The following is a 24414-nucleotide window of genomic DNA, read 5'->3' on the forward strand; positions in this document are numbered from 1 at the left end:
ATCCTTGACTTGAAGTGGTGGCTTGACTTGGCGCTGGGCCGTTATTCTTTTACCCCAGGGGCACACGCAGGTACGTATTGTTGTTTCCAGGGTTTCGGTACTGGTCCATGGGGCCTTGCTCCACAAACCGCCGGTGGCACCGCTCCATGGCTTCCCGGGAGAGGGTCACCCCGAGGCCCGGCCCTTCGGGGACGGGCACGGTGTTGTTGACGACGTTGTACGGCCCTTCCTCAATGACGTCTTCGGTCATGAAGCGGAAGAGGGACTGGTGGGGCTCGCAGATGTGTCGCACGGCGGCGGTGACGTGCATGTAGGCCGTGGTGGCAAGGCCCGTGTCCCCGCTGTAGAACCAGAACCCGATGCCCATGTGCTCACAGGCCGCGATGAACCGCAGGGTCCGGGAGATCCCCCCCAGGGCCGTAAGGTTCAATACGAAGGTGTCCGGCACCCCGATGCGCGTGGCAAGGGCAAGGTCCGGGGTGTGGGTGGAAAAGGGGATGGCCGAGTGCTTGCGCAGTTTTTCCATTTCCCAGAAGGTGGGGACCGGGTCCTCGAAGTTCCGGATGTTGAGGGGCTCGATGCCGGCCAGGAGCTGCTGTGCCGAGGGAAGGGTCCAGGCCATGTTGCCGTCCAGGCGGATCATGGCGTCCTCGCCCACGGCCTCCCGCACCGCCCGGGTCACCTCAATGTCCAGGGCGGGGTTACCCGTGGAGCATTTGCCTTCAAAGAAGGTGGAGCCGTGCTCTGCGCGCATGCGGGCGCAGTAATCTGCGATCTCTACGGCTGTTTTCAGGCCCCCGGCGTTTCCGTTTTGGGGGCGGAAGGCGTAGTACTCGGTAAAGGGGATCTCCTTGCGGACCGCGCCCCCGAGCAGCTTGTACAGGGGCATGTCCCAGGCCTTGCCGCGGATGTCCCAGAGGGCCATCTCAATGCCCCCGAAGGATTTCAGCGGGGTGTTGCCGTCCGTGTTGGTCAGAACCTTTGTCTCCGGGACACAGAGGAGTTCGCAGGCTTCCAGGTCAAAGGGGTCTGCCCCCATAAGCCTGGGCGCCATGTGATCGTTAATGTCTGCTTCGCACTCCCAGGACGGCGCCTCTCCGATGCCCACGATCCCGTCATCGGTCTCCACTTCCACGATGACGCGCGTGATGCCCGTGTATTCCCCGACGGACCAGATATAAGGAGCGTCAAAGGGGATGCTGACTGCCGTGGCCTGGACACGAGTTATTTTCATTTGTCTTGTCTCCTGTGTGATGTTGGGCATTGCCTGGTGCATGGGAAAACAAACGCCTCACGGAGGTAACCTTCCGTAAATGGCACTGTTTTTTATTGCAAGAGGAGGGCCATGCTTGCCTTTTTGGCAGGAAAAAAAGAGATGAGAGGAGGTCGATTTAAAAAAATAGTCTTGTGTTTCAGTGGGTTGTGGCGGAGTGTCGCATTGTAACATGATGGACAGTTTACGGACAGGGAACACCGAATGACAAATATTTTTGTCGTGCTTGGTGGGGACTGACAAATAAATTTGTCGGAAAAAGAAAAATATATTTGTCTATTTGCTTTGCCGTGCTGTGGCCAGATGGGCGCATAGGGCACTGGGTTATCGGTGCCGGTCTCCCGGGATGCCGAGTTTTCGCATCTTGTGGTACATGAGCTGGCGGGAAATCCCCAGTGAACGCGCCGCTTTGGCCGCGTTGCCGTCATGGGCGGCGAGCTGGCGGTTCAGGATGGTCTTTTCATAGGTGTTGAGCAGTTCAGGCAGCGAAGCACCGGTTTTCATGGGCGGCAGGGGGAGAGTCTCCGGGGCCCGGGGCGCAGTGCCCTTAACCGGTGGGGTGTCGGGTTGGGTCACCGACGCCATGAAGTGGCTGGGCATGTGGATGCGCTCAATCTGGTGCAGGTCGCCCACCAGGTTCATGGCCCCTTCGATGACATGTTCCAGCTCCCGGATGTTGCCGGGCCAGGCGTAAGCATGAAAAAGGCCCATGACTTCGTCGGAGACGCTGCGGATGGCCCGGTTGAGCTTGGTGTTGCACTTGGCGATGAAATGGTCCACCAGAAGGGGGATGTCCTCCATGCGCTCTCGAAGCGGGGGGATGGCGATGTGGACCACGGCGAGGCGATAGTAGAGGTCCTGCCGAAGGGTGGCGGTTTCAATGGCTTTCCGGGGTTCCTCGTTGACGGAGCTGATCATCTTGACTTCGATGCTGATCTCCGTGGCCGAGCCCACCCGCCTGATTTTTTTCTCCTGGATGGCCCGAAGCAGCTTGGCCTGAAGCCCCAAGGGCATGGAGTTGACCTCATCCAGGAACAGGGTCCCTCCGTTGGCCTTTTCAAAGAGCCCGGCCTTGTCCCGGGCATCGGTAAAGGCCCCTTTGGAGGTTCCGAAGAGGATGCCTTCCAGCAGGGTTTCCGGGATGGCCGAGCAGTTGACGGCCACAAAGGGGCTGTCCCGCCAGGGGGCGTCGTTGTGAACGGACTGGGCAAAGAGCTCCTTGCCGGTCCCGCTCTCCCCGTAGATCATGATGGGGGACGGGGAATCGGCCGCCATTTTGGCGGTGTGAAGGCATTGTTGCAGCTCAGGGGAGCTGCCGACGATGTCCCCGAAGGTAAACCGCTTTTCCCTGCCTCTCTCGGTGCTGTTTCCGAGGCGGAACCGCGAGGTTGCGTCCACCTCCCGTTCAATGGCGCTGTACTCCCTGACAAAACAGATGGCTCCCTTGAGGCGTGGCCCGTCAAAGAGGGGGAACACGTTTTGCATGGCAAAGACCGCTCGCCCATGGCGGGTTCGGTAAAACTGGGTGTGGTGGATGATGGTTCGGCCCGTGGCCAGGCAGGCAAGGGTGGGGCTGTCCTCTTCGGTGACGGTGTAGACCTCTGTGAGCTGGCGCCCCAGGGCAAGGCTGCGTTCCGTGCTGTCGATGCGGGACAGGGCCTCATTGTAAAAGAGGATCATTCCGTTGGCGTCGGTGATGAGGACCCCGTCGTCGGTTTCGGACAGGATGCCCGTGAGGTCCTCCAGGCTGAGGCCGATGCGTTTGTAGAGAGTGTCCGGATCCGTCATGGCAGCGTCCCTTTTTTAAAGCGGTGGTGGGGTCATGGTGGATGAAAAGAACTTTAAAGGAGGTGGCGTTGTGGTTTCAAGGGGAAAGTGGTTTTAGCCGGGATAACGCATTCGCAACCCGGGGGGGCCAGGGGATGTATTCCCTGGCCCCCGGAGGCTGGTTTTTCGCGGTGCTTTACGGAAAGCTGAGGGCGTTGATGAAGAGTTCGTTGAACGCCGGGTCATCGGCAAGGTTGAAGACCCGGGTGGTGGCGGCAAGGGCCTCCATGGCGGAGAACTTTTTTCGGTCACACAGGGCCAGCACCGCCCCGGTACCGGCGGCATTGCCCACAAAGCGGATCTTTCCCCGGCTGCCTTGGGGCAGCATGCCCACGGCCAGGGCATCGTCTTCCCGCAGGACGCTGCCGAAGGCCCCGGCCAGGAGCACCTCGGTGGGGGCGTCCATGCCCGCTCGTTTGAGGAGCAGCTCGATGCCTGCCATGAGGGCGCCCTTGGCAAGCTGCAGGGCCCGGATGTCCTTTTGGGTGATGAGGACCGGCGGAAAACCCGATGCCTTGTTCTCCGGGGCAATGGTGTAGGCCGGGAGCCCTTGGGAATCCGTACCCACGGCACCCGGGATGCGCCGGGTGTCGAATCGCCCGTCCGGGAGCACCAGGCCGGTGCGTAGGAGCTCGGCCATGGCGCCTATGATACCGGAGCCGCAGATGCCGGTGGCCCCGGTGCCGGGCTCGCCGATCTGGGTGAAGTCTGCCCGGCCGGTGTCTGGGTTGATGGTGACGCGGTTCACGGCGCCTTCCACCGCGGGCATACCGCAGGAAAGGGCACCGCCCTCAAAGGCAGGACCCGTGGCGCAGGAGGCGGCGTAGATCCCGTCGTGGTTTTTCAGCATGATCTCCCCGTTGGTGCCGATGTCCACCAGCAGGGTCCCGGCGGGCGCGTTCACCAGGTTCACGGCCAGGGCCGCGCTGATGATGTCGCATCCCAGGAACCCCGAGAGCAGGGGCAGGGTGGTCCAGCGGGTGGAGGGGGCCAGGGTGAAGACCCGGTCGTCAAAGGCCAGGCGTCTGATATCTGTGAAGACCGGAGCGTAGGGGGCCACGCCCAACGGGGCCGGGCTGACCCCGGCCAGGATGTGGATCATGGTGGTGTTGCCCACGGCCACAATGCTTTTGAGCTGTTCGGCCTGGGTGCCTGCCTGGGTGAGCAGCTCCCGGCATCCCCACTCGATGGCTCGCACCACAAGGGTTCGCTGGGTGGTAAGGGCCTCGTCGTTTTTGCGCACCGCGTCGATGCGGGCCATGACATCGGCCCCGAAGACGGTCTGGGGGTTTTTCACCGACAGGGATCCCATGAGCTTTTTGCTGGAGAGGCTCACGAGGTAGAGGGCGATGGTGGTGGTGCCCAGGTCCACGGCCACGCCCAGGTCGTCTTCGCGGAAGTCCTCACCTGTCGGGGTGTAGCCGGAAGGGAGAAGGGCCGGGGCCTTGGTGACGGCGGTGGCTGTCATGAGCGTGGCTGCCGGAATGGTGAGTTCGATGTCGCCGTGGATTTTCGTCCGGCAGGCCAGGCGGCTGAGGCCGGTCTCTTCGTCGCCTGAGACCCGGGCCACGGATTCGGACTCAAGGGTCACCCGGCACTTGCCACAGACCCCCTTGCCCCCGCAGTCCGTGCGCAGGAAGATACCGGCCGATGCCAGGGCCGGTGCGATGAATTCCCCGTCCCGGCAGACGATGACCCGTCGTCCCGGCAGGAGGGTGAGGGTGTGTTGTTTCATTTTAAAAAGCCCTTCATTTAAAAAACATGCCTCCGGCGGCCAGGTGGGGGCACCTGGAAACCCTATGGCGAATGCATGGGGGGAGGACGTTATGCGTGTGTTCTCAAGGCATTCGCGTGACGGATGAAATTCGGCAACCGTTTTTGCTGGAGATACCCATGTCATTATGTCGAAAGCCAGGGTCGTGGTTTTTCTGATTAACTTGCTTTCTTTTCGGAATAGCTCCGGTACCAGGGGGGGCGTGGGCAACACCAGCATATGTTTCGGGCGAAGCCCGAGCCGAAGGCCGTTGCGATTTGGCTCGAGGAACGAGGGACAAAACGGAACGGCAATCAGCTTTCGAGGTGGCTCACCTCGCCGCCGGAGGCAGGCTTTTCCATGCATTTTAACCCGTGACGGCCTGCGTTTGCCTCTGGCAAATGGGGAAGGGCCGCATGCCAGGCATGGGCCCTTCGGGTCGCGCGCAGGATCCGGTTCCGGCAGGGTCGGGGGAACGCCCCTGCCGGGCAGGGGCGGATCAGGCGACGATGTCGCCGGCACGCACGGCTTTCAGGTAGTTCATGCAGAAGTTGTCTGCGCCTTTGAGCATGTCGGCGGTTTTCAGCACGGCCATGATCTCCTTGTCCAGGGGGTCCATGATGGCCGAGTCGTAGCCCTTTGCCATCATCATGGCCAGGAAGATGCGGTTGACCATTTTGCGCTGGGGCAGGCCGTAGGAGATGTTGGAGAGTCCGCCGGTAGTGTGGACCCCTTCGAGTTCGGTCATGATTTTTTCCACGGCGTCCATGGCCATGTTCCCGTTTTCCGCGGCCACGCTCATGGGCTGAATCAGGGGGTCGATGAAGATGTCGTCACGTGCAAAGCCGATGCCTTCGAGTTCGGCCACCAGGGTTTTGGCCCGGTCGAAGATGTCGTCCACGCTTTTGGGCATGCCCGAGTCGTCCATGCACAGGGCGATGATGCGGCACTCTTTTCCTTTCAAGTACTGCATCATGGGATCGAACCGGTCCTTTTCCAGGCTGATGGAGTTGATGAGGGGCGTCTGCTCCACCAGGCCGTAGGCCATCTCCAGGATGGCCGGGTCCGGGCTGTCCAGGCACAGGGGGAGCTTGGTGGCCCCCTGGATGACGGAGAGGAGCCACTTCATGTCCTCTTCTTCATGGCCGATGCGGGCCCCGGCGTTGACGTCGATGTAGGTGGCCCCGCAGGCTTCCTGCCGTTTGACGTCCTCTGCGATGTAGTCGGCGTCCCTCTCGGTGACGGCCGCCTTGACCTTTTTCAGGGTGGTGTTGATGCGTTCTCCGATGACGGTAAACATGGTCTCTCCTTCATTGATGAATTGCCGTGAAAAATGAACACCCGAACCGGCAGGTTTATTTGAGCATGGCCTTGGCCAGTTTGCAGGCGGACCCGGCATCGGAGGCGTAGGCGTCGGCGCCGATCTCATCGGCAAAGGCCTGGTTCACCGGCGCTCCGCCCACCATGATCTTGACGGCGTCTTTCTTGCCTGCCTCGGCGATTTTGCTCACGGTGTCTCGCATGGCGGGCATGGTTGTCGTCAGAAGGGCGGAGAGCCCGACGATATGGGGGTTGAGCTCTTCGATGGCCTTCATGAAGGCATCTGCGTCCACGTCCACACCCAGGTCGGTCACTTCAAATCCTGCGCTCTCCATCATCATCACCACGAGGTTTTTCCCGATGTCGTGGAGGTCTCCCTTCACCGTGCCGATGACCACGCGGCCTGCGGTGCTGGTCTCTCCTTCGGCGAGCAGGGGTTTTAAGATCTCCACGGCCTCGCCCATGGCCTGGGCGGACATGAGGACTTCGGGGATGAACATCTCCCCGGTCTCCATGCGCTCGCCCACGATGTCCATGCCTGCGATGAGGCCTTCGGACAGGATTTCACCAGCGGGGATGCCCTGGTCGAGGGCCTCTTTGACTTGAACCATGAGGGTGTCGCCGTCGCCGGAGATAAGGGTTTCGGTGATGGTTTTTAAATCAGACATGATGACTCTCCATTGTTATGTGTCGGGTTGTTGGTGATCCTGTTATTCATCTGCTCAGACCTTGGGTCTCCCTTCCCGGACCAGTTCCCGGGTGAGGGAAACAAGAAGGCAGAGCATGACGAAGACAAAGGGAAAGGCTCCGATGATGGAAGCCGTCTGCAGGGCCTTGAGCCCGCCGGACCAGATAAGGACCATGGCAAGGCCGCCCAGCAGCAGGCCCCAGAAGATGATGAGGAGCCGTCCTTCGGGGGATTCCGGCCCCCCTGCGTGGCCGCCGGTGGAAAACCGGCTGATCACGAGGGTGGCGGAATCGGCCGAGGTGATAAAAAACGAGGCGATGAGCAGGTTTGCCAAAAGGGCCAGCACCCCGTAGAGGGGCATGTGCGCCAGGGTTTCAAACAGCGCAGCCTCCAGGCTCTGGCTCACCGCGTTCATCAGGCCCGCTCCCTGCTCCAGCTCCAGCCAGACGGCGGTGCCGCCCAGGGCCGTGGAGAAGAGGATGGAGAAGAGAGCCGGCAGAAACATGACCCCCAGGACGAACTCACGGATGGTCCGGCCCCGGGAGATGGTGGCGATGAAGGCTCCCACAAAGGGGGCCCAGGCGATCCACCACGCCCAGTAAAAGACGGTCCAGCTTTCGGTCCAGGCACGGTTTCCGAAGAGGCTGAAGGTCGTGGAGAGCGGGAGGATGCCTGTTGTGTAATCGGCCAGGGCGATCCCCAGGGTTTTGATGATGAACCCGAAGGGGCCCTTGACCATGAAAAAGAGCAGCAGCAGGACCATGAAGGCCACGTTGAGCAGGGAGAGCATGCGGATGCCGCGCTTGACCCCGCTCAGGGCCGAGGCGATGTACAGGGCCGTGATGACCCCGATGACTGCCGCCGTGGTGCCCGTGCCTCCGGGAAGTCCCCAGGAGAGGTGAAGCCCGCTGGTGATCTGCAGGGCCCCGAGCCCCAGGGAGGTGACCACCCCCATGACCGTGGCCCAGACCGCCAGCATATCCACCAGTTTGCCCGTGCCCCGCGAGGCCCCACCGTTCCCGGCTGCCCGGGGAAAGAGGCAGTGGGAGACGGTTCCGGGCAGGCCCTTTCGGAACTGGAAGTAGGCCAGGGGCAGCCCCACGGCCACGTAAGTCCCCCAGGCATGGATCCCCCAGTGGTGGCAGAAGATCTGGAAGGCCAGGCGGGCCGACTCCGCGGTTGCCCCGGTCCCCTTCGGGGGGGAGGCATAGTGGTAGAGGGGCTCGGCAATGGACCAAAAGACCAGGCCGATACCCATGCCCGCGGAGAAGAGCATGGCAAACCAGCTGAGCCAGCTGTACTCCGGTTTTTCGTCGTCGCGGCCCAGGCGTATCCTGCCGTAAGGAGAGAGTGCCAGGGCCAGGGCCGCGACGACGAAGAGGTTGACGCTGGAGAGGTAGAGCCAGCTCCAGCTTTGGGTTAGGTAGCCCAGGGCCGCCCCGCTCATGCTTTTCAGCAGGGCGGGGGCTGCGGCCCCGAGCAGGACAAAGGGAACCACCAGGACGGCTGATCCTGTAAAGACTGCTGTGTCTAGGTGACGTCCGATGCGACGGGTGATTCCTCCGGATTCCATGGTGTGTCCTTTCAACTCTTCGGTTAAGCGTTCTTGCGACGGTTCACGTATTCGGTGAGCTCCTTTTCCACGGCCGGGTCGATGTCGGGTTTCTCGTACTTGGCCAGGCGCTGGCTCATCTTGTCGCCGGCCACCTCGTGGATGCGCTTTTTGCCTCCGGCGCTCCAGGCGTCGTAGTTGGTACGGGTCATGAGATCGGGCAGGAAGAACTCGGTGCGGCAGAGCTTAAATGTCTTGGGATTGGTGAGGTACTGCCCGCCGATACCGGTCTGCTTGATCATCTCCACGTCGATGCTCTCTTCGTCAAAGCCGATGGGCTTGAGCATCTGGCGGATCATGCCGGCAAGCTCTTCGTCCATGAGGAATTTTTCAAAGCTCATGGCGATGTAAGAGCCCAGGATGCCCGCGGAGTGGAGGATGAAGTTGATGCCGGACCGGGCTGCCGTGGACAGGGCCAGGGCCGATTCCAGGCCAGCCTGTCCGTCGGGGTAGAGGGCGTCGGTGAGGCCGCCGCCGCTTCGGCTGGGCAGGTCGTAGAATCGGGCCATCTGGGCGGTGACGTTGATGTTCTTGGACAGGGCCGGGGCGCCGATGGACAGGGCCCCTGTCTTCATGTCCATGGCAGAGGAGGTGGACCCGTAGATCACCGGGGCCCCTTCCCGCACCATCTGGGCCAGGGTGATGCCGGCCAGGATTTCGGCGTTCTGGAGGGCGGCCACGCCCCCTAAGGTCACGGGACCCGAGGCACCGGCCATGATGAGGGAGGCCACCACGCAGGCCTGGCCGTGGCGGGCCAGCTCGATGAGGGAGCCCACCATCTCATCGGAGAACTGCAGGGGGGACAGGGAGTTGATGAGGGAGACCGACACCGGGGTGTCCATGATCTTGTCCTTGCCGCCGAAGACGATGGAGGCCATCTCGATGCCGTCCATGGCGCCCTGGCGCGAGACCGGGGAGCCCATGCAGGGCTTGTCGCAGAGGAGGAAGTTGGAGAGCATCATGTCCATGTGGACGGTCTCCGGCGGCATGTTCGAAGGCTCCACCATCATCCACCCGTTCATGTCGATGTACTTGGAGGTGTGGATGAGCTTGCAGAAGGTGTCGTAGTCTTCCATGACCGCTTCCCGCTGCACCCCGTCGGCATCGATGATGTACGGGGCGCCGTAGCCGGGGACAAAGACGAAGTCGTCCTTTCCGATGGCCACGTTTTTCGCAGGATTCCGTCCGGCGACGGTGAAGCTTGCCGGGGCTTTTTCCACGGCGCTTCGCACCTGTGCTTCGGTGAGAAACACCGTCTTGCCCTCGGTTTTTACGCCGTTTTTCCGGAAGATGTCGATGGCTTCCTCATCGTTGAAGACAATCCCCGTGTTCTTGAGAAGATCCATGGCGCTGTCATGGATCCGGGTAAACTCCTCTTGGGTTAGTTCCTGCATTCTGTCGTACATCGATGGTCTCCTTCGTTGGAACATGTCCGGGACATGGTGAAAAACAGGCACCGGCGGAGCCGGTGCCCCGATTTTGCGGGGCGGCGTCCATGCCCCGCGTGCGGTCTATTCGTCGGGTGTCTCCTTGATGTGTTTGTTCAGCCCCCGGAAGGTGCCCCAGAGGCAGATGAGCAGAAGAAAGATCATGGGAAAGGCCGTGGCGATGGAGGCGGTCTGGATGGCCTTGAGCTTGCCGGTACCGGCTAGGACCGCGGCCACGGCGCCCAGGGCGATGCCCCAGAAGGCCCGCAGGTTGCGTCCCGGGTTCTCTTTTCCGGAGACAAAGCAGGCCAGGGAGAGGGCCGCGGAGTTGGCGCTGGTGACAAAAAAGGTGGTGATGAGAAAGATGAGGAAGATGGCCAGGATGCCGGTTAAGGGCAGGTGCTGGGCAATGGCGAAGATGGCGCTCTCCACCCCGTGCTCCTTGAGGATAGGGGTGACATCAAAGCTGATGCCCGAGCCGCCCACCACGCCGTACCAGAGGAAGTTCCCCAGGGTGGGGAGGATCAGGACCGCGGCGATGGTCTCACGGATGGAGCGGCCCTTGGAAATGCGGGCGATGAAAACCGAGACAAAGGGCGCCCAGCTCATCCACCACGCCCAGTAGAAGACGGTCCAGCCGCCGATCCAGTTGCCCTCGATGCCCGGTGCCGTGTAGAGGCTCATGGGCAGGAAGTGAACGAGGTACTGGCCCAGGGCGTTGGTGGTGAGGTTGATGAGAAAGATGGTGGGCCCGAAGACGAGGATAAAGAACCAGACCCCGATGAAGACCCACATGTTGACGTCGCCGACGATCTTGATTCCTTTCTCCACCCCGGTGTAGACGGCCACGGTGAAGATGACGGTGAGCACGGCGATGATGATGTAGATGGCGTTTGTGCCCAGCTCCAGGCCGTACTGGTACTTCAGGCCGCTGGAGAGCTGAAGGGCCACCAGGCCCGTGGTGGTGGCCAGGCCCCCTAAGGTGGCGAAGACGGCAAAGATGTCGATGATTTTTCCCCAGATGCCGTAAATACGGTCGCCGATGGCGTAGTAGAAGGCGCTGGAGAAGTTTAAGGGGAGGTTCTTGGTGTAGCAGGCGTGGGCCAGGGCGATGGTGAGGATGGCGTAGATGGCCCAGGCTGAGAGGCCCCAGTGGAAAAAGGAGTAGGTCATGGCGTTGGCGCCGGTCTCCGGGGTGAGGGCTTCACCGCCGAAGTAAGGGGGCGGGCTCATGAAGTGGTAGGCCGGTTCCGCCGGTCCCCAGAAGACGATGCCTGCGGCAATGGCCGAGCCGAAGAGCATGGCGAACCAGGAGAAGTTGGAGAACTCGGGCTTGTCCCCGGGAAGCCCAAGTTTCAGGCGGCCGTAAGTCCCCCCCATGAGGACGAGGCAGCCGGCCACCAGCAGAAACGCCGTCAGGAGATAGAGCCACCCCCACTTCTGGGTGGTCCATCCGAAGACGGCGTTGATGGTTGTGTTCATGTTCTCCGGAAAGAGGATCGACCACAGGATAAACAGCACGGTGACGGATGCCGAAACCCAGAAGATGATCGGATCGAAGGGCCTTGCGTTTTGATGATCGGTCTGAGACATGTGTAACCCCTTTATTAGCCATGATGTTGCATGCGTACGCGGAGGCCGGACGGCCCGGTACGGACTGGAAACCTCATGACCGCACTAAAGAGCAAGGGGTATGCCAAGGGGTTGTCTTTGCGGTAACATCGGTGGGTTAAAACGTGAGAACGTGCGTGATTGCGGTGGATGGTGCTGAACGCTGTTTTGTGTCAAGGGGGGCGGGCAGGGTGAAAGGATTTTTTCGGTTTTTCGGTTTTGTCAAAAACCTTTTCTAATTTAGCAAAATATTTTTCACCCTGCCCCGGCCGGACAGGTCCGGGGGAAAGGCGACATGATTATTACTTGTTGAGTGGCGGTTTTGCCTTTGAGTTCTGTGTGTTGACTTGATTTGCTGCGGATGCACCTCGCCCCTTACCCGGCGGGCGGATCGGCGAAGGTCTTTCGGTTGAGCTTGTGTTTCTTCATTTTGTAATGGAGGAGCTGCCGGGAGATGCCCAGGATCTTCGAGGCCCTGGAGACGTTGCCGAAGGAGTGGGTCAGGGCATGGGCGATGGTCTGCCGCTCGGTGGCCTTCTGGGATTCCGACAGGTTGCTTGTGGCGGAAAGGGGGGCTGCGGCCGGCATGAGCTGGTGAAAAGGACCCGTATCCGAGGATTCCCAGGCCGTGTCTTCAAGGTTGTCGCCCATGACGTTCAGGGTCTCAAAGGCGGAGGTAAAATGCCGGAGGCCGATGATCTTGTTCTGGCCCGCGCTGTTCATGGCCCCTTCGATGAGGTGCTCCAGCTCCCGGACGTTGCCGGGCCAGCGGTACCCTTTAAACAGGTCGAGCACCCTGGGGGAGACCCCTTTGACGTGGGTCCCGAAGGTGTGGTTGAGGGTGAGGATGAAGTGGCTGATGAGGTTCTCCAGGTCATCGAGCCGGTTTCGAAGGGGGGGGATCTGGACGATGACCACACCCAGGCGATAGAAGAGGTCGGTTCTCAGCTGGCCGTTTTTCACGGCCTCCCGTGGGGAGCCGTTCATGGCGCTGATCACCTTGAGCTCCACCTCCACCTCTTTGTGGGAGCCGATGCGCCGGAATTTTTTCTCCTGCAGGACCCGTAAGAGCTTGGCCTGGAGGGTGGTGGGCATGGCCAGGAGCTCGTCCAGGAAGAGGGTGCCCCCGTTGCCCATCTCCAGGAGGCCCGGTTTGTCCAGGGCACCGGTGAAGGCTCCTTTGACGGTGCCGAAGAGCACTCCTTCCAGGAGGTTTTCCGGGATGGCCGCGCAGTTAAGGGCGGTGTAGGCCTTGTTTTTCCGGGCGCTGTGATTGTGGATGGACTGGGCAAAGAGCTCTTTGCCCGTGCCGGTCTCGCCGATGAGCATGATGGGCGACGACGAGGAGGCCGCCTCCCGGGCCGTGACCATGGCCCGCTGAAGGTCGTAGCTGTCTCCGATGATGTCCCCGAAGGTGTAGCGGGTGCCGTTTCCCTTGTTTTTGTTGAAACTGGGGACGGCGATCATGGGGGTGCTCTTCTGGAGGATGTTGTAGTCTTTGACAAAGCAGATGGCCCCGGTGACGCGGGAGCCATCAAGGAGGGGAAAAATGGAATGGATGGTGTGGGCCACCTTGCCTTTCCGGGTGCGGTAAAAAAAAGTGCGGTTTCGGATGGCGCGTTTTTTGTCCATGCATTTGGCAATCATGCTGGTCTCGTCGGAGAGCTCGTAGACCTCGGTGACATGCTTGCCGATGATCTCCTCGGGATCGGCCCCGTCGATCTGGGCCTGGGTGTCGTTGTAGTAGACGATGATCCCCTGGTGATCGGTGATGATAATGCCTTCGTCAAGCTGGTCCAGCACGCTCAAGAAGTTGATGCGGGTGACATCGAACAGCGATTCGGACCGTGACTTCCTGTGTTGACCCATTGAACAGACTCCACGTATGACTGGGGTTGATACGGTGTTGCCTGGGGCACAGCCTCAGGGCGCCGGCCGAGGGCAGTCGACCGGTCTTGTCATCCCCGGTGAGGGCGACAATGCCTTGAGGGTGAACGGTGCCTGATAGGTGTACCTTGAACGATCTCTTCGTGGATGTCAATCTTGCCGGTGTGTTAGGCCATGTTTACAAGAAGGGAAAACGCGATGCCCCACATGACGAGGCCCACCAGGGTGTCGAGAATGCGCCAGGCCCTTTGCCTTCGAAAGACCGGGGCCAGCAGGTTGCCCCCCAGGCTGAGGAGAAAGAACCAGGCAAAGGAGGCCGTGGCCGCTCCGAACCCGAACCAGGGGCGCTGCTCCAAAGGAAACTGGCCGCTGATGCCCCCCATGAGGACCAGGGTGTCCAGGTAAACGTGGGGGTTCAGCAGGGTGACGGCCAGGGTGGCCAGCACCGCGGTTTTAAGGGGTGTGCGTCCTGCCTCTTCCGCCTCCAGGCTGCCTCCCCGGTGTGCCGACCGGAAGGCGCAGGCTCCGTACCAGAAGAGAAAGGCGGCACCTCCCCAGGCTGCCGTCCGGGTGAGCAGGGGATGGGCGGCCACGGCCGTGCCTACCCCGAGGATGCCCACAGTGATCAACAGGGCGTCGAAGAAGCTGCATATAAGGGGGATCACCAGGTGATGGTTGCGCTTCACCCCCTGGCTGAGGACAAAGGCGTTCTGGGCGCCGATGGCGATGATCAGGCCCGCGCTGGTGCCGAACCCTTTGAGAAATGGCGAAATCATGATGTCGTGTGTCCCTTGTGATGTCAATGCCGGTGCCGCCTGAGGCTGCCGGTGTCGTTCCTGTGGAAAGCCGGGGGGCATCAGCCTGCCCCTGCGATGATGACGCCCCCTTTGTAGGGGGATTCAATTGTAAAAGTAAAATTAATTATATATATACATCATAAGAAAAACGAATAATGTGACGGGGCCTCGCCTGCCCTATTAAGAGCGGCTTTTTAAGAACTTTTCGGAGCACGCCATGTACGATTACAAGCTGATAGAGGCCATGGCACGTGTGGTCCTGGAGGGGGGCTTTGAAAGGGCGTCCAGGGTTCTCAACATCTCGCAGTCTGCTGTCTCCCAACGGGTCAAGCTCCTGGAAGAGCAGGCCGGTCAGGTGCTGTTGAGCCGGACAGCCCCGCCGTCTCCCACCCGGGCCGGTGAGCTCTTTCTGGCCCATTACTTTAAGGTGTCCCATCTGGAGGCGGACCTGGGGGAGACCCTGGCCCCGGGGGCGGATGAGGGCTTTCATACCCTCACCGTGGGGGTCAACGCAGACAGCCTGGAGACCTGGCTCCTGCCCGGGCTTGCCGCGTTTCTGGAGAAGGAGCGAGTCCTCCTTGATTTCTGCGTGGATGATCAGGACGAGACCCTGCGGTTTTTAAAGAGCGGGGAGACCGTGGGTTGCATCACCTCCAGTGCGGAGCCGGTCCAGGGGTGCCGCATGGCCTACCTGGGGGCCATGGTTTACCGCATGGTGGCGTCCCCTTCCTTTGCCGGGCGCTGGTTTGGCGACGGGTTCGGTTCGGGGGCTGCGGCTCGGGCCCCGGCGGTGCTCTTCAATCGCAAGGATGAGCTCCATGGGCGGTTTCTCAAGGCCTGGTTGTCAGATCCTCCCTCGTCTTTTCCCCGTCATTACGTCCCCTCGTCTGCAAGTGTGGTGACCACCATTGTCCAGGGCATGGGGTACGGCATGGTGCCCATGCAGCAGGCCTCGCCCCTGCTTGCCGCCGGGGCGCTCACGGATGTGGCCCCGGGCAGGGAGATAAAGGTTCCGCTGTACTGGCATGTCTGGAATGTGAAGTCGGCGCTTTTGGAGCGGTTCTCCCATGGACTGGTGGAGGGGGCCCGTTGCACCCTCCTTCAGGACACGCCCGGCGAATCGCCGTGACGGAAGGGCGACGAGGCGAAATGAGAGAGACGTCGCTTTCACGGTGTGGGGCTGATGGGCGTGATGCCCCGCCATTCGGTGCATTACAGGGGGCTGGGTGGTGCCGATGCCGCGGGTGGGCACGGACAAGGGGTGCGTCTTTTCGTCAACTGGGAATAAAGGTTTTGTCAACTGTGACGAAAAGTACATTAAGGAAAGGCTTGATGGGGACGTCAGGGTTCGGGGGAAACAATTCACACGGCTGCGTCATGTGGGCCGCCTCTCGGTGTTTTGTATCAGCCTGAAATACATTGAGATTGACCGGCTGTTTTGGGCTTGGGATTGCGCCGCAGCTCGGTGCGTGAGCTCCGTTCATTCCGTGTGGGGTGTGCGGTGCTTTTACGAAACACGCAGGGGACATGTGAATGATCAATTTCTCATCATCAACGATGCGCAGACAGACGGGGGGGCGAACCGGACGTTTACGCCCATGCGCCTTTTGTTGCCTGTGCCCTGTGGCGGTGCTGTTTTGCCTGGTGGTTTATCTTTCGGTCTCCTTTGCCGCTCCTCCGGTTCCGGATCCCCTGACCCCGGAGCAGCGCCAGTGGCTCGAAGCCCGCAAGGGCCAACTCACCCTGGCCTTTGAACCCAACTGGCCCCCGGCCTCCTTTTTTAACGATGAGGGGCAGGTGCAGGGCATCGCCCCTGAGTACATCTCCCTTATCGAAGAAAAACTGGGCTTTGTGTTTACCCGGGTGCGCTACGCCACCTGGGCCGAGATTCTCCGGGCCGGGTACCGGGGCGAGGTGGACGTGATCCCCTCCATAGCCCGGCTTTCATCCCGGGAGCCGCACCTGGCGTTCACGCGGACCTATTTCCAGATGCCCACCACCATTGTAACGGGGCCGGAAACAACGGGGGGCATTAACCTGGAGGGCTTGGTGGGCAAGCGGGTCTGCGTGCTGAAAGGGAGCGTGGACCATGAGATCCTGTCCAGAAAGTATCCGGGGATTCTGGTGGAGCCCGTGGATTATACCCTTGAGGGGCTACTCAAGGTGGATCGCCGGGAGGCCGAGGGCCTGGTGTCCGATGTGGCCTCCACTTCTTACCTGATAGAGAAGCACGGCCTGGTGCGGCTTCAGACCCTGGGATACACCCACTACAGCTACGAGATCTGCATGGGCATCTCCCGTCAGCAGCCCATGCTGGTGGATATCATGAACCGGGGCCTCTCCTTGATTTCGCCGGAAGAGAAACGGGATATTTTTAAAAAGTGGCTCTACCTGAAAACCCACCCCGTCTACAGGGACCCTTCTTTTCGTACCTATGCCATCGGCCTGGTGGTGTGCCTGGTTGTTGCGGTCCTCGGTGGGTTTTTTGTCTGGAACCGGAGCCTGCGGCACGCCGTGGACCGTGCCACCCGGCTGAGCCGGAGGGCGGAAGAGTCCCTTCGGGCCCAGGCCTCGGAGCTGGAGGGGGCCAGGCAGCGGGTGGCCCGGGCCAACCTGGAGCTGACCCAGGTTTTCAACGCCTCCATCCCCATGCTGATCATTGACCGAAGGTTTCGCCTGCTTCGCATGAACAGCACCTTCAGCGAGCTTTTTGGTGAGGATGCCTCCCTTGCCGTGGGCAAGCACTGCTACGAGGTGATTCGCAGCGACATGTGCCGCACCGACGCCTGTCCCCTGGTCCAGGCGCTTTCAGGGGTCACCCCTGTTCGGGGGGAGAGCCTGTTCTCCACGGCGAGTCGGGAGGGCATCCCCTGCATGGTGGCCGCCAACCCGCTCACGGACCGGGACGGTCGTCTTTTGGGCATTGTGGACAGTTTTATCGATATCTCCCGTCTTTTCCAGGCCGAAGAGGAAAAGGAGCTGCTGCGTGCCCAACTCCGGAACTCCCAGAAGATGGAGGCCCTGGGCACCCTGGCCGGGGGCATTGCCCACGACTTCAACAATATTCTCTCCCCCATTATCGGGTACGCGGAGATGACCCAGCTTTCGCTGCCCCCGGACAGTCGGGAGGCGGAGAACATGACGGGCATCCTCAAGGCCTCCCAGCGGGCGCGGGACCTGGTGCGAAGGATCCTGACCCTCTCCAGGCGTCATCAGTCCGAACTCAAACCGGTCCATGTCCAGGCCGTGGTCCAGGAGGCCCTGACCCTCCTGCGCTCCACCCTGCCCAGCACCATCGCCATCCGGGAGAGGCTCCACGCCGAAGGCCGTCTGATATTCGGGGACCCCACCCATGTGCACCAGGTCATCATGAACCTGGGGACCAACGCCTACCACGCCATGGAAGGCATGGGGGGCGGGACCCTGGAGGTGGCACTGGAGACTGTATTCATGAACGAGAAGGAATCGCCGTTTCCGGGAAACCCCTCCGGCTCCTGCCTGAGGCTTGTGGTGAAGGACACGGGGGTGGGCATGGACGCGGCCAGTCGAGACAGGATCTTCGACCCGTACTTCACCACCAAGGAGGAGGGCAAGGGCACGGGCCTGGGGCTCTCCGTTGTCCACGGCATCGTCCGGGAGTGCGGCGGCACCATCACCGTGGACAGCGAGCCGGGCAAGGGCAGCACCTTTACCCTCTGCTTTCTCGAAGTGGAAGGGGAGGCCTTGCTTCCTGAGCCCGTTTCCGCCGAGGCCCCTCCCAGGGGCCGCGAGACGGTTCTGGTGGTGGACGACGACGAAGAACTCGCCTTTTTGCTCAAGCGGATGCTGAGGCGGGCCGGGTACCGGGTGTCGGTGTTTACGGAGAGCAAAAAGGCGCTGGACCATTACCGGGCGAGCCGGGGCAACTACGATATCGTGGTGAGCGACATGACCATGCCCGGCATGACCGGTATGGCCCTGACACGGGAGATCAAGGCCATGACTCCCGGGATACCGGTGATCCTCTGCACGGGCTACAACGACCGCAGGGCCCGCCAGGCAGCCGAGACCATCGGTGTTCGGACGTTTTTGATGAAACCCGTGGAGATGCACACCCTGCTCACAGCCGTGCGACAGGAGCTGGACGCGGGTGATGAGGCGTGGACACCGTCAAAATCAGGTTAAATCCGATGCCCAGCGGGCACAAAGTAAAAGCCAAAAGCGATGTTTTTTATTGTGAAAGTGCATGGCAAAACCAGCCTCCAGAGGCAAGGTGGGGGCACCTTGAAACCCTATGGCGAAGGCATGGAGGCCGTTGCCATGCGAATGCTGCCAGGGCATTCGCGTGAAGGGTGAAGTCCGGCAACCGTCAAGGCAGGGGAGGCCCATGTCATTCTTCTAAAAACATGACGCGGGCGTTCTCAGACTCGTTTGAGTTTTAACGGAATAATTGCCGGTGACAAGGGTGGAGTAACCACTTAAATTAAATGCCCTGAACGCAGGATGCAAATGCGCTTTGTCCGTCGGGAAAAGTCACATTCAACGTTTATAACGGAATCCATTCAAGACGAAACTTTAAGATCTGTTTGTTAAACTTTTTAAAAGTTTAGCCCCCGGCAGGGCCGCCGGAGGCGTCTTTTTATCCTTTTTTCCGTGCCATGCAGCGGATGCCGTCCCCCCTTCGGGCCGGGACAAAGCATCGACAGCAGGAGTTGCACAGGGCGGGGGCGGTGTCTCCCTGTTCCCATCGGGCGATGAGGTTGGGCTCCCGGATGAGGGGGCGGGAGAGACTGATGAGGTCGGCCCGGCCTTCATCGTGCATGGCAAGGGCGGTCTCAAGGGAGCGGATGCCGCCCACGAGCATCACGGGGACCTGCACCGACTCCTTGACGGCTTTGCCTGCATCGCGGAAGTAGGCTTCCTTTTCCGGGGCGTCGATGCGGGGCCGGATGGGGGCAAGCTCCCCGCTTTCCGGAGTGCCGCCGCTTACCTCGATGGCGTCGATCCCCTCGTGGGCCAGACGGACGGCCACGGCGCAGGCCTCGTCCAGGGTAAAGCCGCCTTTGACGTGGTCGGCGCTGTTGAGCTTGATGAGCACCGGGTAGTCGGGGCCCACGGCGTCACGGATGGCGGTGGTGACCTCCAGGAGTAAGCGCATGCGGTGCTCCACGGGGCCGCCGTACCAGTCGCTGCGACGATTTTCCAGGGGCGAGAGGGACTGGCTGAGGAGGTAGCCGTGGGCACTGTGGATCTGCACCCCGTCGAAACCGGCTTTTTTGGCCCTGACGGCTGCCTCGGCAAAGGCGGTGACCACCAGCTTGAAATCGCAGGGACCCATCTCTTTTACCGGGGGCTCTTCGGCGCCGGTGACGGAGATGATGCGGGGGGGACGGCCCGACTCGTCGGTGTTGGCGCGCCTTCCGGCATGGGCCAGCTGGGCCACGATTTTCCCGTTGCGGGCGTGGACCGCCTCCACCATCTTGGTGAGCCCGGGGAGAAACGCGTCGTCGTGGATACCCAATTGTTTCGGGCCTGCCTTGCCTTCGAGTTCCACAAAGGCGTGGCCCGTGATGATGAGGCCCACACCGCCGTCGGCCAGGGTGGCCATGCAGTCGATGAGCCGTTGGGTAACGCAGCCGTCGGGCCCGGCCATCCCTTCCCAGGTGGCGGACCGGACAAAGCGGTTGGCAAGGGTCATGCCGTTGATGGTAATGGGGTCGAAAAGGGGGTGCATTGCGATCTCCTGTCTGGTGTATCAGATATCAATTATCCTGATGAAGCTATATCAAATGGTTGTGATCACGCCAATAAAAATGTGGCGTCCCTTGTCCGGCCACGGAAGGTCAACCCGATGTCGGCGGGGGAACCGTCTTTTCCACAGGGGTGCCGCCGTATCCTCCCACGGTGACCCTGGTGGGTCTTTTCTCATCACAGGCAAGGAGGACATCCATGCGGGACGGGCTGCCCATGGCGTGTCCCTGCTCGAAGATGTAGCGCTCCTGCTGGTGACCGTTCATCCACAGGTAGGCGGCCAGGGCTCCGCTGGCGCTTCCGGTGGCCGACTCCTCATCAATGCCGTATGCCGGGGCAAAGTTCCGGCAGCATGCGGTATGGGCGGGGTTCCGGGGCTCCATGCAGAAGAGGTGGAACCCCACGGTGTCGGTTTCGGTGTTAAAGGCTGCCATGGCCCCGAGGTCCGGGACGACCGCTTCGAGGAGCCTTCGTGAGGGCAGGGGGACCAGGATGTCCGAGAGGCCTGTGGAGACGGGCTGGATGGGCAGGCCCGTTGCGGTGAGGTCCTCGGGCGCAAGCCCCAGGATGGGGGCCACCCGGGCCGGATCAAGTATCGGATTGAAGGCAGGGGGTTTTTGATCTATCCACACCGCCCCGGAGTTATCCAGGGTAACGCTGATCTCTCCTTCCCTGAGCCCTTGACGATGTCGTCCCGGCCGCACAAGGCCCAGGTGGGCCATGACAGTCCAGGCCGCCACAGTGGCGTGGCCGCAGAGATCCACCTCAGCCACCGGGGTAAAATAACGGATGACAGGGCAGCTGCTCAAGAGATCCGAAACAAAGGCGGTTTCCGAGAGCCCCACGTTGCGGGCCAGGGCCTGCATGGCGGCCTCGTCCATGTCGTCGGCGAAAATCGCCACCCCTGCGCCGTTTCCACCGCACCCGGCGTCGGTATAGGCTTGCTGAAGAAAGAGTCGCATCATACTTATTTTGATAGCATGCCGGAGCAACGGGGAAAAGCAGAAACATGGACAAGTAACAACAACGGTTCCTGTTGCGTCGAAGCTTGTGATCCAGCCCGCAGAAATCATCAAGGTTTATGCCGGGCGAAGCCCGAGTCGAAGGCCCTTGCGCTTTGGCCCGAGGAACGAGGGACAAAGCGCAAGGGCAATATGCTTTCGAGGTGGCTCACCTCGCCGCCGGAGGCATGCTTTTAATGCTGGCTTTGCCATAGACGTCTGCTTTTCTCAATGGCTGGCGCTGATGTCATTGATATTATCATTTTGACATCCGGGGGGCGCCCACACCATTCTACCGTTTACCCCTGAATTCCCCTTACCATGACAGGAGAGACCATTTTCGTGAAAACAGGAAGCCTGCGATCCTTTTCCGACCCTTCCCAATCCATTCTTCCCCGGTGCACCGGCTGCGGCAAGTGCCGGGTGGGGTGCGCTTTTTTAAAGGAGCACGGAAGCCCCCTGGAGATTCGGGAGCTGTTGGAGACCCGGCCGGAGGAGGCCCTTCGCCTGGCGTTTCTCTGCTCTCTGTGCGGGCTCTGCACGGCGGTCTGTCCGGAAGGGGTGGATCCCGCGGCCTTTTTTCTTGCCTTACGGCGGGAAGCGGCGGAGAGCGGCAAGGTGGATTTGTCGCCTTACACGCGCCTGCTTGCCTACGAGGCCCGGGGGGTGTCCAAACGGTTTACCTGGGCCCATCTGCCCGAAGGGTGCGATACGATCTTTTTTCCGGGGTGCGGCCTGTCGGGAACGCGGTCCCACAAGACCTTTCGCGTCTGGCAGTACATCAGGGAACAGGTCCCCCAGGCGGGCCTGGTTCTGGACTGCTGCACCAAGCCCTCCCATGACCTGGGGCGGCAGGGGGCCTTTGAGAACGCCTTTGGGGAGCTGCACCGCTGGCTTCTGGATCGGGGCGTGCGCCGCGTGGTGGTGGCTTGCCCCAACTGCTTCAAGGTGTTTCATCACTACGGCACGGGCCTTGAGACCCAGAGTGTCTATGAGCTCATGGCAGGGGACGCGGACCTTGTCCCAACATCTGTAAGCGGGGCGTTGAGGATGCACGATCCCTGTGCGGTGCGGTTTGAAGAAGGGATCCACGGGGCGACCCGGGAGCTGGCCCTGCGAAGCGGGGTGTCCCTGGTGGAGTCTGCCCGCAGCGGCAGGCGGACCCTCTGCTGCGGGGAGGGGGGCGCAGTGGGAGCGGTCTGTCCCGGCCATGCCGAAGCCTGGCGGCAGAGGATTCAAGGGGATCGGGCCGGAGAGGCGGTCCTCACCTACTGCTCGGGGTGCGCCTCGCGTCTCGGCGGCCGGGGAGGCGCCCGGCATCTCCTGGATTTGTTTTTTAATGACGGCAACACGATTCCCAAAGCCACCGGGAGCCCTCTGACCTATCTTCACCGCCTGGGGCTCAAAAGGCGGGTGAAAAAGATCTCGGAGCCTGCAGTGACCCGTGAGCGGCACGTCTCCATGGGCGGCGGCCCAAAGGGGGCATGGTGGGTCAAGGGGGTGATCCTCATGGCCCTCATCGGCATGGCAGCCGCTTTGAAAATTTCAGGCTTCACGGATTCTTTGGCCCCGGAGGCGGTGAGGCAATGGGTGGAAGGCTACGGCCTTGCCGCGCCCCTTATCTTTGTGGCCCTCTACTGCATCGGGCCCTGCCTGCTTCTTCCGGCAAGTCCCCTCACCCTTGCCGCAGGTCTTCTGTTCGGTCCGGTCATGGGGCTGGCCTGCACCATGGTGGGGGCCACGGGCGGTGCCACCCTGGCTTTTCTTGTGTCCCGCTACCTGGCAGGGGACTGGGTGCGCGGGAAGGTGGCGGGCACCGGCCTGGAGCGCCTGGACCGCAAGGTGGCCGAGGAGGGGTGGAAGGTGGTGGCCTTTACCCGCCTGGTGCCGGTGTTTCCTTTTGTTCTCCTCAACTACGCATTCGGGCTGACCCGGGTGCGACTCTCCCACTACGTGGCGGCCACCGTTGTCTGCATGTTTCCCGCCACCCTTGCCTTTATTCTCTTTTCCAGCTCCCTGCTGGACCTTCTCCAGGGGCGGATAACTGCGCCCTTTGTCGGGGGATTTCTCCTTTTGTGCGCCGTGGGCACGATTCCTTTTCTCGTGAAGCGTTTCTGGAAGAAGGCTCCGTGATACGGCCTCGACAAACAGGTTGTAAGGGGCTATGATACCGGTGCGTTAAGCGGATGAAAGGAGGGGTATGGCGCGTGCTCGGGCTTTGCTTACCGGTGTCTCTCTGTTTTACCTTACCTTCTGGGTCCCCCTGGCAGCGGTTGTCTACACGCCGTTCTGGTACGATGCCGCCTGCGGGATCCACGGCCGCTGCGTGCGCCTGAAAGCCGGGCCGCCCAGGGTTCTGGTCCGGGAGCTGACCTCTTTTCTCTCCCATGGCGGGGCCCTTGCCCATGGGGCATGGACGGCCAAAGAGCGCCGTCACCTGGCAGAAGCCCGGGACCGGCTGGATCTTGCTGCGGTGGTCGCGGCGGCAGCCCTTCTCAGTCTTGCCTTTGCCGCGACCCCGTCTTTGCTCAGGGGCAGTGCCCTGGTCAACCTTGTTCTGTTCCCATTGCTTTCGGGAATCTTTCCGTTTTTTACCACCTTCTGGCGGGACCTGTTTCACCCGCTTCTTTTTTCCAATCAACTCTGGCTCAACACCCCTTTGGATGTCTCCTATTACCTGATGCCCAGGCTGTTTTTCTTCTGGACTCTGGCCCTGGGCATCGGCGCTGCCGTGGCTGCCAACCTTCTGGTTCTGGCATGCACGCGGACCATGAAACAAAGGGGCATGGACCGGACCACAACGACAGGAGGCAACATGGCGCGTATCGGCTGGGTGGCAGTGGGTTTGGTGGCAGGTGTTCTTTTGACCTTGGGGGCCCGGATGGTCGTGGGCAAAGGGGATGTCCCGGAACAAGGGATGGATACAGCGGCCCTTGAAGAGACGGTGGCCGGTCAGCACGGCAGTGCGGTCGAGGCCCAAAGCGGAGAAACCGGTGAGAAACCGGTGGCCCGGGAGCCTGAAAAGCAGGAGCCCTTTATGCCGGACATGGACCGCATGCGGGCAAGCCTTCCCGACAACCTGGCCATTCCGCCCCAGACCGAGGAGGAGCGGTGGCAGCGGGAGGAGGAGAAAAAGTCCCGCAACGAACTCTTCGGACGCATCAGCGCCAACATCGCCTCCGAGGACGAGGTCCACAGCTACTACGACGAGCAGGCCCTTCTGACACGGGACAGCATCGCCATGCTGGAGTGGATTTTAAAGGAGCATAAGGGCGAGATGAGCCAGCGGGACCTGGCCCAGCATCAATTTTTGCTGGAGCAGTTCAAGAAACGGCTGGAGGCCATTCCGGAGCGGGAAGCGCGGGCCCTGGATCGGATCGAAACCAAGCAGGCCAACGGGTAAGGGCCGAAGGAACCACAGGGACAAAAGGGCTCAGGGAAAAAGCAGGCCCCCGGCAGGGCTGCCGGGGGCCTGAGGTGAATCGTTA

16 protein-coding genes are annotated in these 24414 nt (G+C 61.4%); 4 read left to right on the forward strand and 12 right to left on the reverse strand.

Annotation, left to right across the window (positions count from 1 at the left end; translation table 11 throughout):
- Positions 1 to 49 precede the first annotated feature (49 nt).
- From ACOYW0_RS15960 to ACOYW0_RS16005, 10 genes are all read right to left on the reverse strand, one after another.
- The gene (locus tag ACOYW0_RS15960) at positions 50 to 1234 is read right to left on the reverse strand and encodes a mandelate racemase/muconate lactonizing enzyme family protein (protein ID WP_482414822.1); all 1185 of its coding nucleotides are present in this window, start codon (positions 1232 to 1234) and stop codon (positions 50 to 52) included.
- 363 nt (positions 1235 to 1597) lie between these two features.
- Complete coding sequence (locus tag ACOYW0_RS15965; RefSeq protein WP_482414823.1) at positions 1598 to 3061, reverse strand: sigma-54 interaction domain-containing protein; 1464 nt, start codon at positions 3059 to 3061, stop codon at positions 1598 to 1600.
- 175 nt (positions 3062 to 3236) lie between these two features.
- On the reverse strand, positions 3237 to 4835 hold the full coding sequence (locus ACOYW0_RS15970) for an ASKHA domain-containing protein (RefSeq protein ID WP_482414824.1): 1599 nt from the start codon (positions 4833 to 4835) through the stop codon (positions 3237 to 3239).
- Between the two features lie 517 nt (positions 4836 to 5352).
- A complete protein-coding gene (locus ACOYW0_RS15975) occupies positions 5353 to 6153 on the reverse strand; it encodes a dihydropteroate synthase (RefSeq protein WP_482414825.1) in 801 nt (266 codons plus the stop codon).
- Between the two features lie 55 nt (positions 6154 to 6208).
- Positions 6209 to 6841 carry a corrinoid protein gene (locus ACOYW0_RS15980; protein ID WP_482414826.1) on the reverse strand — a complete coding sequence of 211 codons (633 nt, stop codon included), beginning with the start codon at positions 6839 to 6841 and terminating at the stop codon, positions 6209 to 6211.
- A gap of 54 nt (positions 6842 to 6895) precedes the next feature.
- Positions 6896 to 8434 (reverse strand): BCCT family transporter, encoded by a 1539-nt coding sequence (locus ACOYW0_RS15985; RefSeq protein WP_482414827.1) that lies wholly within the window; start codon positions 8432 to 8434, stop codon positions 6896 to 6898.
- A 23-nt stretch (positions 8435 to 8457) separates the two neighbouring features.
- Entirely contained in the window at positions 8458 to 9879 is a 1422-nt protein-coding gene (locus ACOYW0_RS15990) for a trimethylamine methyltransferase family protein (RefSeq protein WP_482414828.1), read from the reverse strand.
- 105 nt (positions 9880 to 9984) lie between these two features.
- Entirely contained in the window at positions 9985 to 11493 is a 1509-nt protein-coding gene (locus ACOYW0_RS15995) for a BCCT family transporter (protein ID WP_482414829.1), read from the reverse strand.
- A gap of 393 nt (positions 11494 to 11886) precedes the next feature.
- The gene (locus ACOYW0_RS16000) at positions 11887 to 13380 is read right to left on the reverse strand and encodes a sigma-54 interaction domain-containing protein (RefSeq protein ID WP_482414830.1); all 1494 of its coding nucleotides are present in this window, start codon (positions 13378 to 13380) and stop codon (positions 11887 to 11889) included.
- Positions 13381 to 13565: 185 nt separating this feature from the next.
- Entirely contained in the window at positions 13566 to 14174 is a 609-nt protein-coding gene (locus tag ACOYW0_RS16005; RefSeq protein WP_482414831.1) for a LysE/ArgO family amino acid transporter, read from the reverse strand.
- 238 nt (positions 14175 to 14412) lie between these two features.
- Between ACOYW0_RS16005 and ACOYW0_RS16010 the strand changes: the two genes are divergently transcribed.
- Both ACOYW0_RS16010 and ACOYW0_RS16015 read left to right on the forward strand, forming a co-directional pair.
- Positions 14413 to 15324 (forward strand): LysR family transcriptional regulator ArgP, encoded by a 912-nt coding sequence (locus tag ACOYW0_RS16010; protein ID WP_482414832.1) that lies wholly within the window; start codon positions 14413 to 14415, stop codon positions 15322 to 15324.
- 515 nt (positions 15325 to 15839) lie between these two features.
- The gene (locus tag ACOYW0_RS16015; RefSeq protein WP_482414833.1) at positions 15840 to 18359 is read left to right on the forward strand and encodes a response regulator; all 2520 of its coding nucleotides are present in this window, start codon (positions 15840 to 15842) and stop codon (positions 18357 to 18359) included.
- Between the two features lie 454 nt (positions 18360 to 18813).
- On the opposite strand, the gene ACOYW0_RS16020 is transcribed toward ACOYW0_RS16015, so the two are convergent.
- Both ACOYW0_RS16020 and ACOYW0_RS16025 read right to left on the reverse strand, forming a co-directional pair.
- A complete protein-coding gene (locus ACOYW0_RS16020) occupies positions 18814 to 19908 on the reverse strand; it encodes an NADH:flavin oxidoreductase (RefSeq protein WP_482414834.1) in 1095 nt (364 codons plus the stop codon).
- 109 nt (positions 19909 to 20017) lie between these two features.
- On the reverse strand, positions 20018 to 20890 hold the full coding sequence (locus tag ACOYW0_RS16025; RefSeq protein ID WP_482414835.1) for a PhzF family phenazine biosynthesis protein: 873 nt from the start codon (positions 20888 to 20890) through the stop codon (positions 20018 to 20020).
- A 378-nt stretch (positions 20891 to 21268) separates the two neighbouring features.
- Between ACOYW0_RS16025 and ACOYW0_RS16030 the strand changes: the two genes are divergently transcribed.
- Together ACOYW0_RS16030 and ACOYW0_RS16035 are read left to right on the forward strand one after the other, a co-directional pair.
- Positions 21269 to 23059, forward strand: coding sequence for a VTT domain-containing protein (locus ACOYW0_RS16030; protein WP_482414836.1), 1791 nt, complete (start codon positions 21269 to 21271; stop codon positions 23057 to 23059).
- Between the two features lie 67 nt (positions 23060 to 23126).
- A complete protein-coding gene (locus tag ACOYW0_RS16035) occupies positions 23127 to 24329 on the forward strand; it encodes a hypothetical protein (protein WP_482414837.1) in 1203 nt (400 codons plus the stop codon).
- Positions 24330 to 24414: the final 85 nt, after the last annotated feature.

This window comes from Desulfoluna sp. HI9BLuna (assembly GCF_056829775.1).

Bases quoted from the DNA above. Each gene is read 5' to 3' on its own strand.
- ACOYW0_RS15960 (WP_482414822.1), bottom strand. From the start codon at position 1,234: ATGAAAATAACTCGTGTCCAGGCCACGGCAGTCAGCATCCCCTTTGAC.
- ACOYW0_RS15965 (WP_482414823.1), bottom strand. From the start codon at position 3,061: ATGACGGATCCGGACACTCTCTACAAACGCATCGGCCTCAGCCTGGAG.
- ACOYW0_RS15970 (WP_482414824.1), bottom strand. From the start codon at position 4,835: ATGAAACAACACACCCTCACCCTCCTGCCGGGACGACGGGTCATCGTC.
- ACOYW0_RS15975 (WP_482414825.1), bottom strand. From the start codon at position 6,153: ATGTTTACCGTCATCGGAGAACGCATCAACACCACCCTGAAAAAGGTC.
- ACOYW0_RS15980 (WP_482414826.1), bottom strand. From the start codon at position 6,841: ATGTCTGATTTAAAAACCATCACCGAAACCCTTATCTCCGGCGACGGC.
- ACOYW0_RS15985 (WP_482414827.1), bottom strand. From the start codon at position 8,434: ATGGAATCCGGAGGAATCACCCGTCGCATCGGACGTCACCTAGACACA.
- ACOYW0_RS15990 (WP_482414828.1), bottom strand. From the start codon at position 9,879: ATGTACGACAGAATGCAGGAACTAACCCAAGAGGAGTTTACCCGGATC.
- ACOYW0_RS15995 (WP_482414829.1), bottom strand. From the start codon at position 11,493: ATGTCTCAGACCGATCATCAAAACGCAAGGCCCTTCGATCCGATCATC.
- ACOYW0_RS16000 (WP_482414830.1), bottom strand. From the start codon at position 13,380: ATGGGTCAACACAGGAAGTCACGGTCCGAATCGCTGTTCGATGTCACC.
- ACOYW0_RS16005 (WP_482414831.1), bottom strand. From the start codon at position 14,174: ATGATTTCGCCATTTCTCAAAGGGTTCGGCACCAGCGCGGGCCTGATC.
- ACOYW0_RS16010 (WP_482414832.1), top strand. From the start codon at position 14,413: ATGTACGATTACAAGCTGATAGAGGCCATGGCACGTGTGGTCCTGGAG.
- ACOYW0_RS16020 (WP_482414834.1), bottom strand. From the start codon at position 19,908: ATGCACCCCCTTTTCGACCCCATTACCATCAACGGCATGACCCTTGCC.
- ACOYW0_RS16025 (WP_482414835.1), bottom strand. From the start codon at position 20,890: ATGATGCGACTCTTTCTTCAGCAAGCCTATACCGACGCCGGGTGCGGT.
- ACOYW0_RS16035 (WP_482414837.1), top strand. From the start codon at position 23,127: ATGGCGCGTGCTCGGGCTTTGCTTACCGGTGTCTCTCTGTTTTACCTT.